Below are 16044 nucleotides of genomic sequence, written 5' to 3'. Positions count from 1 at the left end.
TTCCTACACTTCATATTATTCTCCGATGCCGAACATAAGAATCCTTCTCCCGCAATTTCATCGGAGAATCGTTATCGCATTCGAAGCGGTCAAAACCGGGCCGCGAATTCGCGCGCAGCGCGATCCGCTTCCGCGATCTCGTCCAAATCGGGCGCTTGCAGCACACGGTGCCATTCCAAAGCCGCCTCCAACACGTTTTCAATTTGCAAAAATTCGATTTCTCCCCGTAAAAAGCGGGCGACAGCCACTTCATTGGCCGCATTCAATACGGTTGGCGCCGTGCCTCCTATTGTACCACATTCATATGCCATTCTTAAACATGGGAAGCGTTCGTAATCCATCTCACTGAAATGAAGCTTTCCGATTTGCGCCAAATCGAGCGGTTCGGTCGGGGTTTGCAGCCGCTGCGGGTAGGTGAGCGCGTATTGAATCGGAACTCGCATGTCAGGATTCCCCATTTGCGCAATGACACTGCGGTCGATAAACTCGACGAAAGAATGCACCACGCTTTCGGGATGAAGCAAAACGTCGATTCGTTCGTAAGGCAACCCGAAAAACCAATGCGCTTCGATGACTTCAAACCCTTTGTTCATCATCGTCGCCGAATCGATCGTAATTTTGGCGCCCATCGACCAGTTCGGATGTTTCAGCGCTTCTTCGACGGTAACTCCCTTCAATTGCTCTCTGGTCCGATCGCGGAACGATCCTCCGGAAGCGGTCACCGTAATTTTGCGGATCTCCTCCGGCGATTCGCCGTTCAAGCATTGAAATATCGCCGAATGCTCGCTGTCGATCGGCAGCATTCGCACGCCGCGCTTCTTCACGGCTTCGGTTACCAAATGGCCTGCCGTAACGAGCGACTCCTTATTCGCCAGGCCGATATCTTTGCCGGCGGAAATCGCGGCAAGCGTCGACGATAAGCCGAGGCTGCCCAGCAGCGCCGACACGACGAAATCCGCATCCGTGTTCGCCGCTACTTCATTCAATCCTTCTTCCCCGTATAACACTTCGATGCCGTCGGGTATTTGCGTTGCCAATCGTTCCGCGAGCTCTTTGGTCGCAATAGAAACCTTCTTCGGACGGAACGTATGTATTTGTTCTATAAATAAAGCAGCATTCGTGCCTGCTGCCAAAGCTTCGATTTGGAATTGTTCCGGGTGATGCTTAATGACGTCCAACGTTTGCGTACCGATCGATCCCGTCGAGCCTAAAACGGTTATTTTCTTCATAAACGCACCTTCTCTACTATTGGTATGGCAACAATGACAACAAATGGATAAACGGAAACACGATCAGCCAACTGTCGACGCGATCCAATATGCCGCCATGCCCCGGCAGAATGGAGCCGGTATCTTTCACGCCTCTCACCCGCTTATATGCGGACTGGATCAAATCGCCGATTTGTCCGATGACCGAGGCGGCGAGGCCGATCCATATCGCCCGACCGATCGGCAACAATTCCGGAGCGAACAAAACGAATAAAGCGGAAACGGCCGCGGCGACAACTATGCCCCCGATCGCCCCTTCAACCGTTTTGTTCGGGCTGATGTCAGGCCATAATTTCGTCTTGCCGAACCTTCTGCCGGTAAAATAAGCTCCCGCATCGGATGACCAGATCGCCGCGAACAGCAGCAGCGACCAGAATAAACCGTTGCCGTCGGGCGCCGAGCGGGTTTCGATCATATATTGAAAACCGATGCCGATATAAAGGACGCCAAGCAGCATGTTCGCCGCTTTATCGATATCGATCTTGTTTTTCGTAATAACAGTAGCCGTCAAAAATAAAAAGAGCATCAGCCAGATGAACATCGAAGGATTGATGTCCGACAGCGGAAATTTACTCCAAGGAAACACGAAATACAACACGCCGAGAAAGCCGAGCAATGAGGTGATATTCCATGGCTTCAAGCCGTTCATACGAATAAATTCATAATAACCGACTAGGGATAATAAGATCATTAGTCCGTTATACCAAGGTTCGCCCAATATGCAGCATAGAATGAATCCAGTACCGGCAATGAATCCGGTAATGACCCGTTGTTTCAATATAGACATCCCCTATCGAGCTATGATAGTCCGCCGTATCTCCTAGTTCTTCGTTGATATTCGGCAATCGCTTCATACAGATGCGCTTCGGTAAATTCCGGCCAATATACGTCCGTAAACCATAGTTCGCTGTACGCAAGCTGCCATAACATAAAATTGCTTAACCGCAGTTCGCCGCTCGTGCGAATCAGCAAGTCCGGATCGGGCAAATGCGAAGACAGCAACTGCCGCTCAATCTGCTCTTCCGTAATCTGTTCCGCCGATAGTTCTCCGGATTCGATCCGCTTCGCGATTTCTTTCACCGTCTCGGCAAGCTCCCTGCGGCTTCCGTAATTCAACGCGAAGTTGAGCACAAGACCGGTATTGTTCTTCGTCTTACTCTCCGCTTCCTCGATGGCGCGCAGCGTATGTTCGGGCAGATCTTCCTTATACCCCATCATTCGGACTTGAACGTTTTTGTCGATCAATTCTTGCAGCTCGATCGCCAAAAACTCCTGGGGCAGCTTCATCAGAAAATCCACTTCTTCCTTCGGTCTCTTCCAATTTTCGGTCGAGAATGCATACATTGTCAAATATTTCACGCCCATCGCGTCCGCGGCGATCGTAATCCGTTTGACCGCCTTCATTCCGGAATGGTGTCCCGCAAAGCGCGGCAGCCCTTTTCGGTTGGCCCACCGTCCGTTGCCGTCCATAATGACGGCGATATGCCGCGGAATGTTATCGTCAGACAGTGTCGGTACTCCTTTGTTTCGCATCCATTTTTGGAATCGTTCGATCATCGCGTTTCCCCCAACCCCGGTGATGAAAAGACAACAAACCCCACCGTTTTGGAGGGGCGAAAAATGTTATACTTCCATAATTTCTTTTTCTTTCGCCGATAATATTTTATCGACTTCAGCGATAAATTTATCCGTCGTTTTCTGAATCTCGTCCTGATGTCTGCGCGATTCGTCTTCGGAAATGTCCGTTTTCTCCATTTTTTTGATCTCGTCGTTCGCGTCGCGGCGAATGTTCCGAATCGCCACTTTCGCTTCTTCGCCGAATTTTTTCGTAGACTTGACCAACTCGATCCGCCGTTCTTCCGTAAGCGGAGGAATCGCAAGACGGATCTGGCTTCCGTCGTTAGCCGGCGTCAAGCCAAGATCGGATTTCAAAATTGCGCGCTCGATGTCCGCCAGCGACGACTTATCCCATGGCTGAATAATCAAAGTGCGGGAATCCGGCGTATTAATGTTCGCCAATTGATTGATCGGCGTCATCGCTCCATAGTATTCCGCCTGAATCCGGTCGAGCAATGCTGCGGACGCGCGTCCGGCGCGCAATGTCGCCAAATCGCGCTTTAAAGCTCCGATCGCTTTCTCCATACGTTCTTCGGCATTTTTCTTAACTCCTTGTGGCACTAATCAACACTCCCTTTTACCATCGTTCCGATTTTATCGCCAAGCACAACACGTTTGATGTTTCCTTTTTCCGTAATTGCAAATACGATTAGCGGAATATTGTTATCCATACATAGCGACGATGCGGTCGAATCCATAACGCCCAAATTGCGGTTGAGCACTTCCAGATACGTTAATTGCTCGAATTTTTCCGCATTGGCGTCTTTAAACGGATCGGCGGAATATACGCCGTCGACTTTATTTTTGGCCATCAGAATGACTTCAGCCTCGATTTCCGCCGCTCTTAATGCGGCCGTCGTATCGGTCGAGAAGAACGGATTGCCCGTTCCCGCCGCGAATATAACGACGCGCCCTTTCTCCAGATGACGGATGGCGCGGCGCCGTATGTACGGTTCCGCAATTTGCTGCATCGCGATCGAAGTCTGCACCCGCGTCGGTACGCCGATCTGCTCCAGCGCGTCTTGAAGAGCCAAGGAGTTCATCACCGTGGCGAGCATCCCCATGTAGTCGGCGGTTGCACGGTCGATCCCTTTCGCGCTGCCGGAGATGCCTCTCCATATGTTGCCGCCGCCGCATACGATTGCGACTTCGACGCCAAGTTCGACAACTTCCTTCACCTGCTCGGCGATCGAATTGATCATGTCCGCTTCGATTCCATAGCCGGTTTGACCGGAAAGCGATTCACCGCTTACTTTCAACACCACTCGTTTATAAACAGGCTGTTCCAAATGATTACCCTCCAGTTTCGGATGTTTCTTTGGCCGGTATACCTTTCGATGTTCATTCCATCCGTAATCCGTTCCAAACCTTAAAAAAGAAGGAACACATAGTGTTCCGCCTTTTATCGTTCTATCGTCAATCCCATTATATAATATAAGCCTTCTTTATGAAAGTTTACAGATTCGCTTGCGCCATAACTTCTTCCGCGAAGTTTTCTTGCTTCTTCTCAAGACCTTCGCCAAGCTCGTAGCGAGCGAAACGACGGATCGAAATATTTTCTCCGATTGCGCTAATTTTCTCTTTCAGCAACGTTTCGATCGATTTGTCCGGATCTTTAACGAAGGCTTGTTCCATTAAGCAATGCTCTTCGAAAAATTTGCCGATGCGTCCTTCCACCATTTTCTCGACAATTTTCTCAGGTTTGCCTTCATTCAGCGCTTGCGATTTCAAGATTTCTTTTTCCTTCTCGATTTCATCGGCCGGAACTTCTTCGCGGCGCACGTAACGAGGGTTGGTTGCAGCGATATGCATCGCGATATCGCGCGCGAATTCCTTAAATTGATCCGTTTTCGCAACAAAGTCTGTTTCGCAGTTGATTTCGACCAGCACGCCGATCCGTCCGCCTGCATGAATGTACGATTCTACAACGCCTTCCGTCGCAATGCGGCCCGCTTTGTTCGCCGCAGCGGCCAAACCTTTTTCGCGCAGCACTTCAGCCGCTTTCGTCAAGTCGCCGTTCGCTTCCTCAAGCGCCTTTTTGCAATCCAACATTCCCGCTCCTGTTTTTTCGCGCAATTCTTTTACCATGCTAGCAGTAACTGCCATAATATATTCCCTCCACAGAAATTGGTTTTTCGTTTCAAAAAAAGGGCGGCGGGAGGTTCCACACCTACCAACCACCCTTTTCATTTAATTGCGTTCAATTAAACTGACATTTGCTCGCCTTGATTGGCTTCGATTACCGCATCGGCAATTTTGCCTGTCAGCAATTTCACCGCACGAATCGCGTCATCGTTACCCGGAATGACATAATCGATTTCGTCCGGATCGCAGTTCGTATCGACGATACCTACGATCGGGATGCCGAGTTTGCGCGCTTCCGCAACGGCGATGCGCTCTTTGCGCGGGTCGATAACGAACAGAGCGCTAGGCAAGCCTTTCATGTTTTTGATTCCGCCGAGGAATTTTTCGAGACGGGCTTTTTCTTTGCGAAGCAAGATAACTTCTTTCTTCGGAAGAACTTCAAACGTGCCGTCTTCTTCCCATCTCTCGAGTTCTTTCAAACGGTCGATCCGTTTTTGAATCGTTTGAAAATTCGTCAGCGTACCGCCCAACCAACGTTGGTTGATGTAGAACATGCCGCAACGTTCGGCTTCTTCTTTCACCGAATCTTGAGCTTGCTTCTTCGTGCCGACGAACAGCATCGTGCCGCCTTCTTCAGCGATCGATTTCACGAAATTATAAGCTTCCTCAACTTTTTTCACCGTTTTTTGCAAATCGATGATATAAATACCGTTTCTTTCTGTGAAGATATAACGATCCATTTTCGGGTTCCAGCGACGAGTCTGATGACCGAAGTGCACCCCAGCTTCCAATAGCTGTTTCATGGAAATGACTGCCATATCTTGCACACCTCCTTATTGGTTTTCTTGATCCTCCGCCGATCTCATCTTTCGACCAAAACTTTCCGTTTTCCGAAAAGCACCCTTGGCAAAATTAACCGGCGTGTGTTTTTAACACCATCAGTTAATATACCATAATTAAAAATCGGATGCAACCATATTGATGAGTATCTCTCATCGGGCCGCTTCCGATTTTGATGGCAACGTTCGCGATCTGTTTTATTTCTTTTTCGTAATTTTGCCGGCAATTGCATCCATGTCCGTATTCGGCCCGAATTCATACGTTCCCGGCTGAATGATGGAATTGATTTCCGCTTGCACGCCGTAATCGATAAACGTATCCGCGTCTTTCACGACTCCCGCCTTCTCCAAAGCGGCGGCTACCATGCGCAGCGACATGCCGGGCTTGATCGTTACTTTGACGTTTTTCGCTTCCTTGGCCGGTTTCTTCGGTATCTCCTGTTTAACCGTTTTCGGCGGCGTACCGTCCGCAGCCTCCGCGGTGTTTCCGTTCAAATCCCCGGCTTCGGCGCGCTGCGCTCCGTCGGATTGGGCTTGCCCTTCGGCGTCGGAAACTTGCGGCTTCGCATCCTGAACCGCGCCCGCATCGCCCTCTTTTGGCGGCTCAAGCTGCGACCTCTCTTGCAGTTTCCGCTCCAGTTCCTGTTCGGTATATAGTACTTCTTCCGCCGCATACACTTTCAAGCCGAGCTTTGACGCTTCCAACTCCAATTGTTCTTTCGTAAGCGCGGGCCGGACCGCGGCATCCGTCTGCGCCTTCCCGATCAGCATAACCTGCAAAGCGACGGCTGCGACGATAACCCCCGTGCCGAGTCCGAATAAAAAAGTGCGATTTCTAAACACGGCGCTCCTCCTGTTTGGCAAGCTGCAATATGAGCCCGATTTCCCCGCGGTTCATTCCCGTTCGTTTCGATATATGATCAATCGATTTCCCTTGCTCATGCAAAGCAAACAATTCCGCGTATCGGGATTTAATCGATTGCTCTTCCGCTTCCTGCGCTTGATCGGCGGAAGACACGCTCTCCGCCTCTCCGGTCGCTTCAGGCTGCGGCTCGGCGGTCCGGAGCGCCTCCGCCTGCATAACGGCTTGCTGGGAAGCCGTTTGCTCCCTCAACGCTTCCAACTGGCTGCAGCGAAGCTCCAACTGCTCCAATCGCTGTTCCAACCGCTCGTTTTTCTCTTGCAAAATCGTTTGCTTTACGATGAAATCTTGTTTCATTTGGCCGACTAATTGGACGAGCTGTTCATTCTCGGCCGCGATTTCCTGCATAAAATGATCCAGCGTCCCTTCGATTTCTTGGACGACTTCCTCGTGATTCGCCGTTTTCGATTGCGGCTTTGGCAGCATGAGCGCATATACGATGGCAATCGCCCCGAGGATGACAAGATAAATCCATGGCTGAAATCCCACTTCGATCACCTACCATATTGTTAAAGAATAGCCGCGTTCCCAAAGCAGTTCGCCGCGTTCTAACTGCTAAAATCCAGTTGTTTACAACGACAAGTCGATATGATGTCCTTTGTACGGATGCTTGGGTTCGTCCTGTTGCCCGCCGCCGTCGTCCTCCTGCTTGCGTTTGGTTCGGCGGTAGTAAGCGTTCTGCCGGCGTTCGCCGTCGCGTATCGGCAGATGGGCCGTTTCATCGACCTTCGCGTTCTTTTGCCGCATCTCTTCCGTCGTTTTCTCGGCTTGGCCCGCCAGTTGCGCTTGATCCGCCACCGCCTTATGTTGAGACTGGGCCTGCATGATACCGGCGTCGTTCGTTCGCGGTATGGCGATTTGCATTTCGACCGCTTTCAAACTCATTACGATCACCTCAGCAACATGTAATCTTTTGCCCTAGCAATACATGCGATTATACGTAAGGAATCATCGTGACTTCCCCTTCGCTCAAACGAAAGGATACATGATCCGTCGGATCTTTAATGAAACGGGTATAGCGGCCGATCACGATTTTGGCTCCGCCGTATATCGTTTTGGTTACTTCCACTTTCGCCGTGTGCGTCTCTTCCAACATCTTTTCGAGCTCTAGAATTCTCTCCCGCATTTCGTCCTGCTCCTGCAGCGCCTGTTTCTTCGTCGCGTTCAGCTTGATGCGCATCGCAAGCCGATCCGGCGACAATTGTCCCGCCGCCGCCAATTGATCCAGCATGGCCAGAGCTTTATCCGTTTTGTCCATATTATCCGCGCTCGCCCGCAGCTTGCTGCGAAGCTCCGTCAGCTCGTTGCGCAGATCGGGCAGCACGCCGACTTCGATGACGGTAGCGGTCGACATCGAATTGCCGATCGTTCTCGCGGTCACGCGCTCGCCGGCTTGCAGCATGCCTCCGACGATCAGCCCTTTCGTGCCGGTGCAGACGACGCTTTTGCCCGCGCGGATATTCGAATGCATAATGCTTTGCGATACGATGACATCGTTTCCGGCGAATACGTTCCCGTCCTGAATAAAAGAGCTCTTCACATTTTGCCCGGCCCGAACATACCCTTTGTTGCCCGCAATAATGCCGCTCGTAATTTCGATCGAACCTTCCGCTTCCAGCTCGGCGCCTTCGACGCCGCCGACCACCCGGATGTCGCCGGACGCTTTAATGCGGAATCCGGTCAGAACATTGCCTCGCACGACAACCGTTCCGACAAAATCGATATTGCCGGTATTGTAATCGACGTCGCCGTTTACTTCATATACCGGAAAGACGTTGATTTTATCCTTATCGGTTTGGGTGACAAGGCCGTCGATCGCCGCATACATCGCCCGCTGCTCCGGATCGACGACGACATTTTTCCCGACCTTGAAGCGTACGTCTTTGCCTTTCTTGCCCGGAACTTCTTCGCCGGTAACCGTCATGCCCGGAATTCCGTCGGTGGGCGGAATTCGCTGCGCGATCAATTGCCCTTTGCGGGCGTTGTTCAACTGGATAACGTCTTTATAATCGACCGAACCGTCCGCCAGTTCTTTCGGCCTCTTGTCGCTGTCGTCGAAATTAACGTTCGTCTGGATTCGTCCGTCCTTGCCGTCCGTTGGATGTTTCCCCATCGCGATCAACGTTTTTCCTGCGAAAAATGCTTTCGGGTTGCTGGCGATACGATTCAACTCCTCGTATTTCACGCCGTACACGATATTATGACTTTTACAGAAAGATTTCAATTGCTCGGCCGAACATTCGAAATCCTCCGCAATTTTTTTGAAAAACAGATGCGCTTCCATCTTATCGTCCGTTATGGATACGTCCAAATATTGCTCCGGATCGAACCGCTGTGTCATAATATCATCCCCTCCTTTCCAAACTATTAGTTTTGCAGAAGCTGCGTCCTGCTTTTTTCGAGCGCGCCTCTCAATCGTAATATCGCTTTGGAATGCAGTTGGGAAATACGCGAAGGCGAGAGCGACATCACTTCGGCAATTTCGCTGAGCGATAAATCATCGTAATAAAATAGCGAGATTACTGTCCGTTCTTTTTCCGTCAGTCTTTCGATCCCTTTCACTAACGATTCTTTCAAATAAAACTCGTTTACCGTATATTCCGGATTTTTCGCCTTCTCATCCACTAATAAAGACAGCCGGGTTTCGGATTCTTCCTCGCGAATCGGATCTTCCAAGGAACAAATGCTCATCACCGCAACTTCTTGCAGCATCGTTTGGAACTCTTTCTCCGAGATTTGCAAATATTCGCTCATTTCCTGATCCGTTACGGAACGCAAATATTGCTGCTCCAGTTTTTGATAAGCGTCCTCAATTTTTTTCGCTTTTTCGCGCACCGAGCGCGGCACCCAATCGCCTTGCCGCAGCCCGTCCAATATGGCGCCGCGCACGCGCCACGAAGCGTACGTTTCAAATTGCAAACCCCGCATATAATCGAACTTCTCAATCGCATCGATCAATCCCATAACCCCGTTGCTTGCCAAATCGTCTTTGGACACATTTTTGGGAAGCCCAATCGCTAATCGATTGGTGACAAATTCGACGATGGGCAAATATTGCTCGATCAACCTTCTCTTCGCTTCGATATCTCCGTCCAGTTTCCACTTTTCCCACAGATCGAAGTTGGTTAAGTGCGGATTTTTTTGCTCGATCATATCGCTTCACCCTCCTTATTCTTCTGTCAGGTGACGGATTGCCCGAACGATCTGTTCGGGGTTTTCTTCGGCTTTTTTCACAAGCTTGGGCGGTTGCAACGGCGTAAATTCGGCTTCTCCCGCTTGCTCGTCCGGCTGTTGTTTCAGCAATCGATGCAAATCCTCCGTCTCGTCCGGCGTGACTACATCCAACTGCGCCCCCCTCCGGTCGTCTTCGGCGGCAAGGGCATGCTTTGCCGCGCTCTCCGCATTCCCTCCGCTCGCCAGAAGCTGTAAAGCAAAACGTACGACAAAAGCAAGCGCAAACCATATTACAAAAGCATAAATGCCGCGAATGAAACTGGTCATAAACAGATTGCTATTCAGGGAAATCAAAAACGTGATAAAGAAACCGACCGCCCCGAAAACTGCATTCCATCGAATTGTTTTTGTCATAGTCATATTTCCTTCTCGCCAAATTGTACACTCCGTATATGTAATATTCCGGTTTCGCAATCCATCTCGATCGTCCTGCCGTAATTGCCTCCGGTATCCTCCGCCAGAAGCGGAATCGCAAGCTGCTGCAATACGCTCTTGCACGTCTCCGCATTTCTCGGGCCGATGCGCATCGTTTCGCTCATCGATTGAAAAGCGAACATTTGCGCGCCGCCCGCCATTTTCGCCGCAAGCCGCGAACGAACCGCGCCGGCCTGCTCCATCAAGCGCAGCAATTCGGGGATGGCCGTATCGGCATACTTCGCGACGTTCATCTTCCCTTCGCGCGCCGTATCGGAGGACGGAAGCATAATATGCGCCATCCCGGCAATGTAAGCTGCCGGATCGTATAACGTGAGCCCGACGCATGAACCGAGCCCGGTCGTTCGAATGATGCCGGAACCCTTCACAAGGTTGAGATCGGCCATTCCCACCTTCACTAACAGCCGGTCATCGATCATTCGTACGGCACTCCCAATGCTCCGAATATTTTGGCGAAGGACTCGGGATCCGGGATAAGAAAAAATTGGCCTTCGACTTCCTCTTCCCCTTCCAGAAACGTCGTATCGATCAGCAGGGCGTCGTCGCCCATCTGACCGAATTGCAGCAAGCCGTAGCTTAGAATCGCTCCCGCCATATCGATGGCAAGCGCAGGTACGGTCGGGAACATGGACAACCGGGTAAAATCGGCTAACGAGGTCAAGTAGGATCCCGCCAAAATATTGCCTATTTCACAGAGTGCCGACTGTTCCATCTCCGAATAAAAATGTTCCGATTCCACTTCGATGCCCGCCAAATTGCGAAGCAATTTTTTGGCGGCATTAGGCTTCATAATAAAAAAGAGGTTTCCGGGCGCTTCGCCCTCGACGCGTAAAAATATGGCGATGACAACCTGTTCCGCTCCTCCTACCTGTTCCGCAATCTCGTCGAACGAAAGAAGTCGAACGGACGGAACGGCCATGTCGATCGGCTTATTCAGCAAGCGCGACAAAGCGGTAGCCGCATGACCGGCCCCGATGTTGCCGACCTCCTTCAGCACATCGAAGTTAAGCTCCGCCATATGCTTGAACATTCCCACGCGCTACTCCTCTAAACTTTCCAGTTGGATAATTTCGCTCTTGTTCAGCACTTCCGGCAAATTGAGCATAATGAGCAACCGGTCCTCGCCGATTTTGGCGACACCGCGCAAATATTTCGCTTTAATGCCGCCGACGACTTCCGGAGGAGACTCGATTTGATCGCTGTTCAAGTCGATGACGTCGCTAGCGGCATCGACGATAAAGCCGACTTCCATATCCGCGACCGCGACGATCACGATACGGGTATGTTCCGTATATTCCGTCTCCGGCAGTCCGAACCGTCCCCGCAAATCGATGATCGGCACGACGACGCCGCGCAAATTAATGACACCTTTCACAAAAGCGTATGTTTTCGGTACGCGGGTAATCGGCAGCATTCGCTCGATCGTGCGAACTTGATCGACTTCGATGCCATATTCTTCATTTCCTAACGCGAACACGATCACTTTCATTTCTTCTCCCATACCATGAACCCTCCTCAAAGTTTTGTGTGCTATTTATTTCACCAACGCGTTCGGGTCGATGATGAGCGCTACTTGTCCGTCGCCCAATATCGTCGCGCCGGAAATGCCATATATATTCGTTAAATATTTCCCCATCGTTTTGATGACAATTTCGCTTTGGCCGATAAACTCGTCCACCATAAACGCTGCCAATCGGTCTCCTTTTCTAATGACGATCACCTCGGATTCTTCCTCGCTATCGACGGCCGAGTCCGGACAGTCGAATACTTGAGCCAGCGAAATGACCGGGATGATCGATTGACGGTAATCGATCATTTGATTGCCGTGAACGGTGCGAATTTGTTTATGATCGATCACCATCGTCTCGACAATCGACGAGAGCGGTATCGCATATTTCTCGGATCCGAGTCCGACCAGCATGGCCGAAATAATCGAAAGCGTAAGCGGAAGCTGGACGGAAAATTTGGAGCCTTGTCCCGGCGTCGATTCGACCGACACATTCCCTCCGAGCGAGGCGATCTTCGATTTCACGACGTCAAGTCCTACGCCTCGGCCGGATATATCCGACACTTTATCGGCCGTGCTGAAACCGGAAGCGAACAGCAGGTTGTATACTTGCTCGTCGGTCATCGATTTCGCCTCGTCGGCGCCGATGACTCCGTTTTTCAACGCCGTTTGCAACACTTTGTCGCGGTTAATGCCTTGACCGTCATCCTCGATTTCGATAAAGACGTGATTGCCGCTATGGAACGCCCGCAATTGGATCGTGCCCGTTTCCGGCTTCCCGGCCGCCAGCCGGCCTGAGATCGCTTCGACGCCATGATCGATCGAATTGCGCAGCAAATGAACGAGCGGATCGCCGATCTCTTCGATAACGGTACGGTCGAGTTCCGTATCCGCTCCCGTAATGACCAGATCGACTTTTTTGTCCAGCGATTTGGCCAGATCGCGAACCATGCGCGGAAAGCGGTTAAATACCGTATCGACCGGTACCATGCGCAGCTTCAGCACAATATTTTGCAAATCGCCGCTGACGCGGGTCATATGTTCGACCGTCTCCGTCAAATCCGTCCGTTTGATTTCGCTTGCCAATTGCTCCAAGCGAACGCGGTCGATCAGCAATTCGCTGAATAAATTCATCAGGACGTCCAGGCGTTCGATGTCGACGCGAATGGTGCGCGTCGCCGCAGCCGTTCCCGCTGTTCTGGCAGGCGCGCTTTCCGAAGCCTTGACGCTGGTCGCCGCCGCCTCCCGTTTCGCGCTTGCGAGTTCCGCCTTCTGCTCTTGCTGCCGGTTCAAATGATTCAATGTCTCATGATCGACAGAGACGATATGTACTTGCTCGATTTCGGAAATTTGTGAAATCGATTGCTGCAACTGCTCTTGCCCCACTTGGGAGATAAAGTATACCGAGAAGCTTCGATCGAATTTTTCCTGCTCCAAATCTTGCACGGAAGGATTCGATTTCACGACTTCCCCGTTGCGTTCCAAGCAGTCGAACACCATATAGGCGCGCGCGCCTTTCAGCACGCAATCTTCCCGTACGGTCACTTCGATGTAAAAAACGGTGTTCCCCGCCGCGATCGACTGGTCCAGCACCGAGAACTGGTATTGGTCCAATTGAACGCCTTCCGGCGAGGCATTGTGGTTTCCGGAGTTTGAGCTTGCCGCGGAATCTTCGAAATCACCGCTTTCTATCGCGCGTAATTGGGCAACGATATGGGAGACGTCCGCCTTCCCTTCCCCGCCTTGCGTAATATCCTGTACCATCGATTCCAATGCGTCCAGACTTTTAAATAACGTATCGAAAATATGGCTGTTCATTTTCAATTGGCCGTTGCGGACCAAATCCAATACGTTCTCCATTTGATGGGTCAAAGACGCTAAATCTTCAAAGCCCATCGTGGCAGACATTCCTTTTAACGTGTGGGCCGAGCGAAAAATAATTTGCACGATGCCCAGGTCCTCGGGGCTGTTTTCCAATTGCAGCATATTTTCGTTCAATGATTGCAAGTGTTCCGTCGATTCGTCAATAAACATGGATAAATATTGATTCATTTCCATGATCCAAGCACCTCCTCAATGAAATCCATTCCGCTATTTGACAACATGAAGCAACTGTGGAGCTATGTCTTGCAAAGGCAAAGTATAAGATACGCAATTCAACTCGATTGCCGAACGCGGCATTCCATAGACGACGCACGTCTCCTCGCTCTCGGCGAAAGTCGATTTGACCCCGTCATCGTATAACGCCTTCATCGATTTGGCCCCGTCGCTGCCCATGCCTGTCAATAGAACGATGTGGCGGCGCAGTTCCTTCCATGGCAGCAACGATTCGAACAGCGTGTCGACGGAAGGCCGATGGCCGCCGCGCAGCTCGGAACGGTTCAGAAGCGCTTGATAGGCGCCGTTCCGATCCTTTGCAACCGTCATGTGGAATCCGCCGGGCGCGATATAAGCCGTACCCGCTTCCAGCGTCTGCCCGTTTGCGGCTTCGACCACGCGAATTCTGCACAACGAGTCGAGCCGGGCGGCGAGCGATTTGGTGAAATTGGCAGGCATATGCTGCACAATGACGATCGGAGCCGGAAAGTGTTCCGGCAATGCGGACAGCAATTCCTTCAATGCTCGCGGCCCTCCGGTAGACGTTCCGACCGCCACCAAACTTTGAAATGCCGACTTGTTGCGGCTAACGAACGGCGCGGAAGGGGCATGGGCGATTTCTTCCGCTTGCGGTTCGAACGCGCGCGGTCTCATCTTCTCCCGCGGTTTCGCTGCGGTAATAGGAGCGGACTGCGCTTGAACCGGCGGCAAACCGGGCGGCGGCCCCGCCTTGGGCTTCGTTCGGACCGTTCTCGAAACGGCCGCCGCTTTCAACTTTTCCCTAAGCAATCCGCCGACTTTATGGATGTCGAACGAGATCGAGCCGGAAGGTTTTTTGATAAAGTCGAACGCTCCGTATTCCAAAGCCATAATCGTTTCTTTTGTGCCTTGATCCGTCAAGCTGGACAGCATTATGACGGGAACGGGGCATTCGCTCATTATTTTCTCCAGCGCCTGCAGCCCGTTCATGACCGGCATCTCGATATCCATCGTCACGACATCCGGCTGAATCCGTTTGACTTGTTCGACCCCGTCCTCCCCGTTTTTCGCAGTTCCGACAACGGTTAAAGCCGGGTCTGCGTTAATTAAATCGGATATATATTTACGCATAAAAGCGGAGTCGTCTACTACCAATACTTTTGTGGTACGCATATCGGCATCACTTCCTTTGAAGTCGTAACATCTTGTTGAAAAAACCTTTGACACCGCCTGGGACGGGTTCGGTATAACGTTGACCTGTTATAAATCTGGTCGACATTTGCGCAATTTCCTTGGAAGCGATGCTGTTCGGAAAAGCGATCGTAAACGGCACCTGCTTCTTCACCGCCTTGGATACGTTCGAATCGTCGGATATATAGCCGAGCGTCGGTATATCCAATTCGAGAAATTGCTCTGCCACCAATTTGATTTTATCCGCCGTTTGCCGGCCTTCGGATACGTCGGCCACTCGATTGACAACAAGTTGAAATGAGACGTCCGGGCGCATGCGGTGCACTACTTTGATCAATGCGTATGCGTCGGTTATCGAAGTCGGCTCCGGCGTCGTCACGACGATCGTTTCGTCGGCCGCTACGATAAATTTCAACGTTTCCTTGCTGAGGCCCGCTCCGGTATCGAACAATATGTAATCGACGGAGCCGGTCAACTGATCGACTTGTTCCGTAAAATAATTCAAATCTTCTTCCGGCAGGGACAGCAAATCCTGAAATCCGGATCCCCCCGCGATAAATTGCAATTCCTTCGGTCCGGTATGTATAATTTCCCAAATCGTCTTTTCCCGTTTCAATAAATGGTATAAATGATATCTTGCTTGCACGCCCATTAATACGTCGATATTGGCCATTCCGATATCCGCATCGAATACTAATGCCTTCTGGCCCAGCGATTGCAGCGACAAAGCGAAGTTCAACGTGAAATTCGACTTGCCGACCCCGCCTTTTCCGCTCGTTATCGTAACGATTTTCGTCCGTCTCTCGCCTTGACGCAGGCTTTCCCGGTTGCGGACAAGATTTCTTAAAGCTTGTGCTTGATCAAACATGG

At 51.2% G+C, this 16044-nt stretch carries 19 protein-coding genes; all 19 read right to left on the bottom strand.

The features are described 5' to 3' along the window. Positions 1-89: 89 nt before the first annotated feature. On the bottom strand, positions 90-1229 hold the full coding sequence (locus tag LQ229_RS11530) for a 1-deoxy-D-xylulose-5-phosphate reductoisomerase (RefSeq protein ID WP_230191777.1): 1140 nt from the start codon (positions 1227-1229) through the stop codon (positions 90-92). A gap of 16 nt (positions 1230-1245) precedes the next feature. After that, positions 1246-2046, bottom strand: a complete 801-nt coding sequence (locus LQ229_RS11525; protein ID WP_230191810.1) for a phosphatidate cytidylyltransferase — start codon at positions 2044-2046, stop codon at positions 1246-1248. A gap of 20 nt (positions 2047-2066) precedes the next feature. Next, a complete protein-coding gene (locus LQ229_RS11520; protein WP_290370026.1) occupies positions 2067-2825 on the bottom strand; it encodes an isoprenyl transferase in 759 nt (252 codons plus the stop codon). A 66-nt stretch (positions 2826-2891) separates the two neighbouring features. Next, positions 2892-3446 (bottom strand): ribosome recycling factor, encoded by a 555-nt coding sequence (frr, locus tag LQ229_RS11515; RefSeq protein ID WP_216537540.1) that lies wholly within the window; start codon positions 3444-3446, stop codon positions 2892-2894. After that, positions 3446-4174: a UMP kinase gene (pyrH, locus tag LQ229_RS11510; protein ID WP_216537539.1), complete on the bottom strand. Its 729-nt coding sequence runs from the start codon at positions 4172-4174 to the stop codon at positions 3446-3448. The genes frr and pyrH overlap by 1 nt, the downstream gene beginning before the upstream one ends. A gap of 166 nt (positions 4175-4340) precedes the next feature. Beyond that, entirely contained in the window at positions 4341-4991 is a 651-nt protein-coding gene (gene tsf / locus LQ229_RS11505) for a translation elongation factor Ts (RefSeq protein WP_216537538.1), read from the bottom strand. A gap of 98 nt (positions 4992-5089) precedes the next feature. After that, positions 5090-5788, bottom strand: coding sequence for a 30S ribosomal protein S2 (gene rpsB / locus LQ229_RS11500; protein ID WP_216537537.1), 699 nt, complete (start codon positions 5786-5788; stop codon positions 5090-5092). Positions 5789-6007: 219 nt separating this feature from the next. Further along, a complete protein-coding gene (locus LQ229_RS11495; protein ID WP_216537536.1) occupies positions 6008-6652 on the bottom strand; it encodes an endolytic transglycosylase MltG in 645 nt (214 codons plus the stop codon). Further along, a complete protein-coding gene (locus tag LQ229_RS11490) occupies positions 6645-7229 on the bottom strand; it encodes a hypothetical protein (RefSeq protein ID WP_230191776.1) in 585 nt (194 codons plus the stop codon). The genes LQ229_RS11495 and LQ229_RS11490 overlap by 8 nt, the downstream gene beginning before the upstream one ends. Before the next feature lie 72 nt (positions 7230-7301). Next, entirely contained in the window at positions 7302-7616 is a 315-nt protein-coding gene (locus LQ229_RS11485) for a hypothetical protein (RefSeq protein ID WP_216537534.1), read from the bottom strand. Between the two features lie 49 nt (positions 7617-7665). Further along, positions 7666-9072 (bottom strand): FapA family protein, encoded by a 1407-nt coding sequence (locus LQ229_RS11480; RefSeq protein ID WP_216537533.1) that lies wholly within the window; start codon positions 9070-9072, stop codon positions 7666-7668. A gap of 26 nt (positions 9073-9098) precedes the next feature. Beyond that, a complete protein-coding gene (locus tag LQ229_RS11475; RefSeq protein ID WP_216537532.1) occupies positions 9099-9884 on the bottom strand; it encodes a FliA/WhiG family RNA polymerase sigma factor in 786 nt (261 codons plus the stop codon). Between the two features lie 15 nt (positions 9885-9899). Next, positions 9900-10319, bottom strand: a complete 420-nt coding sequence (locus tag LQ229_RS11470; RefSeq protein WP_216537531.1) for a hypothetical protein — start codon at positions 10317-10319, stop codon at positions 9900-9902. Between the two features lie 2 nt (positions 10320-10321). Further along, positions 10322-10819, bottom strand: a complete 498-nt coding sequence (locus LQ229_RS11465; protein WP_230191775.1) for a chemotaxis protein CheD — start codon at positions 10817-10819, stop codon at positions 10322-10324. Then, positions 10816-11430 (bottom strand): chemotaxis protein CheC, encoded by a 615-nt coding sequence (locus tag LQ229_RS11460; protein WP_216537529.1) that lies wholly within the window; start codon positions 11428-11430, stop codon positions 10816-10818. Before LQ229_RS11460 ends, LQ229_RS11465 begins: the two co-directional genes overlap by 4 nt. A gap of 9 nt (positions 11431-11439) precedes the next feature. Then, on the bottom strand, positions 11440-11901 hold the full coding sequence (locus LQ229_RS11455; RefSeq protein WP_216537528.1) for a chemotaxis protein CheW: 462 nt from the start codon (positions 11899-11901) through the stop codon (positions 11440-11442). A 33-nt stretch (positions 11902-11934) separates the two neighbouring features. Next, positions 11935-13965 carry a chemotaxis protein CheA gene (locus LQ229_RS11450; protein WP_230191774.1) on the bottom strand — a complete coding sequence of 677 codons (2031 nt, stop codon included), beginning with the start codon at positions 13963-13965 and terminating at the stop codon, positions 11935-11937. 33 nt (positions 13966-13998) lie between these two features. After that, positions 13999-15156, bottom strand: coding sequence for a chemotaxis response regulator protein-glutamate methylesterase (locus tag LQ229_RS11445; RefSeq protein WP_230191773.1), 1158 nt, complete (start codon positions 15154-15156; stop codon positions 13999-14001). Between the two features lie 7 nt (positions 15157-15163). Continuing rightward, the gene (locus LQ229_RS11440) at positions 15164-16042 is read right to left on the bottom strand and encodes a MinD/ParA family protein (RefSeq protein WP_216537525.1); all 879 of its coding nucleotides are present in this window, start codon (positions 16040-16042) and stop codon (positions 15164-15166) included. Positions 16043-16044 lie beyond the last annotated feature (2 nt).

The organism is Paenibacillus sp. CECT 9249, from assembly GCF_918697855.1.
Taxonomy (GTDB): domain Bacteria; phylum Bacillota; class Bacilli; order Paenibacillales; family Paenibacillaceae; genus MSJ-34.
The sequence above is the reverse complement of the archived record's forward strand: the minus strand, read 5'-3'. Positions and strand labels throughout refer to the sequence as shown.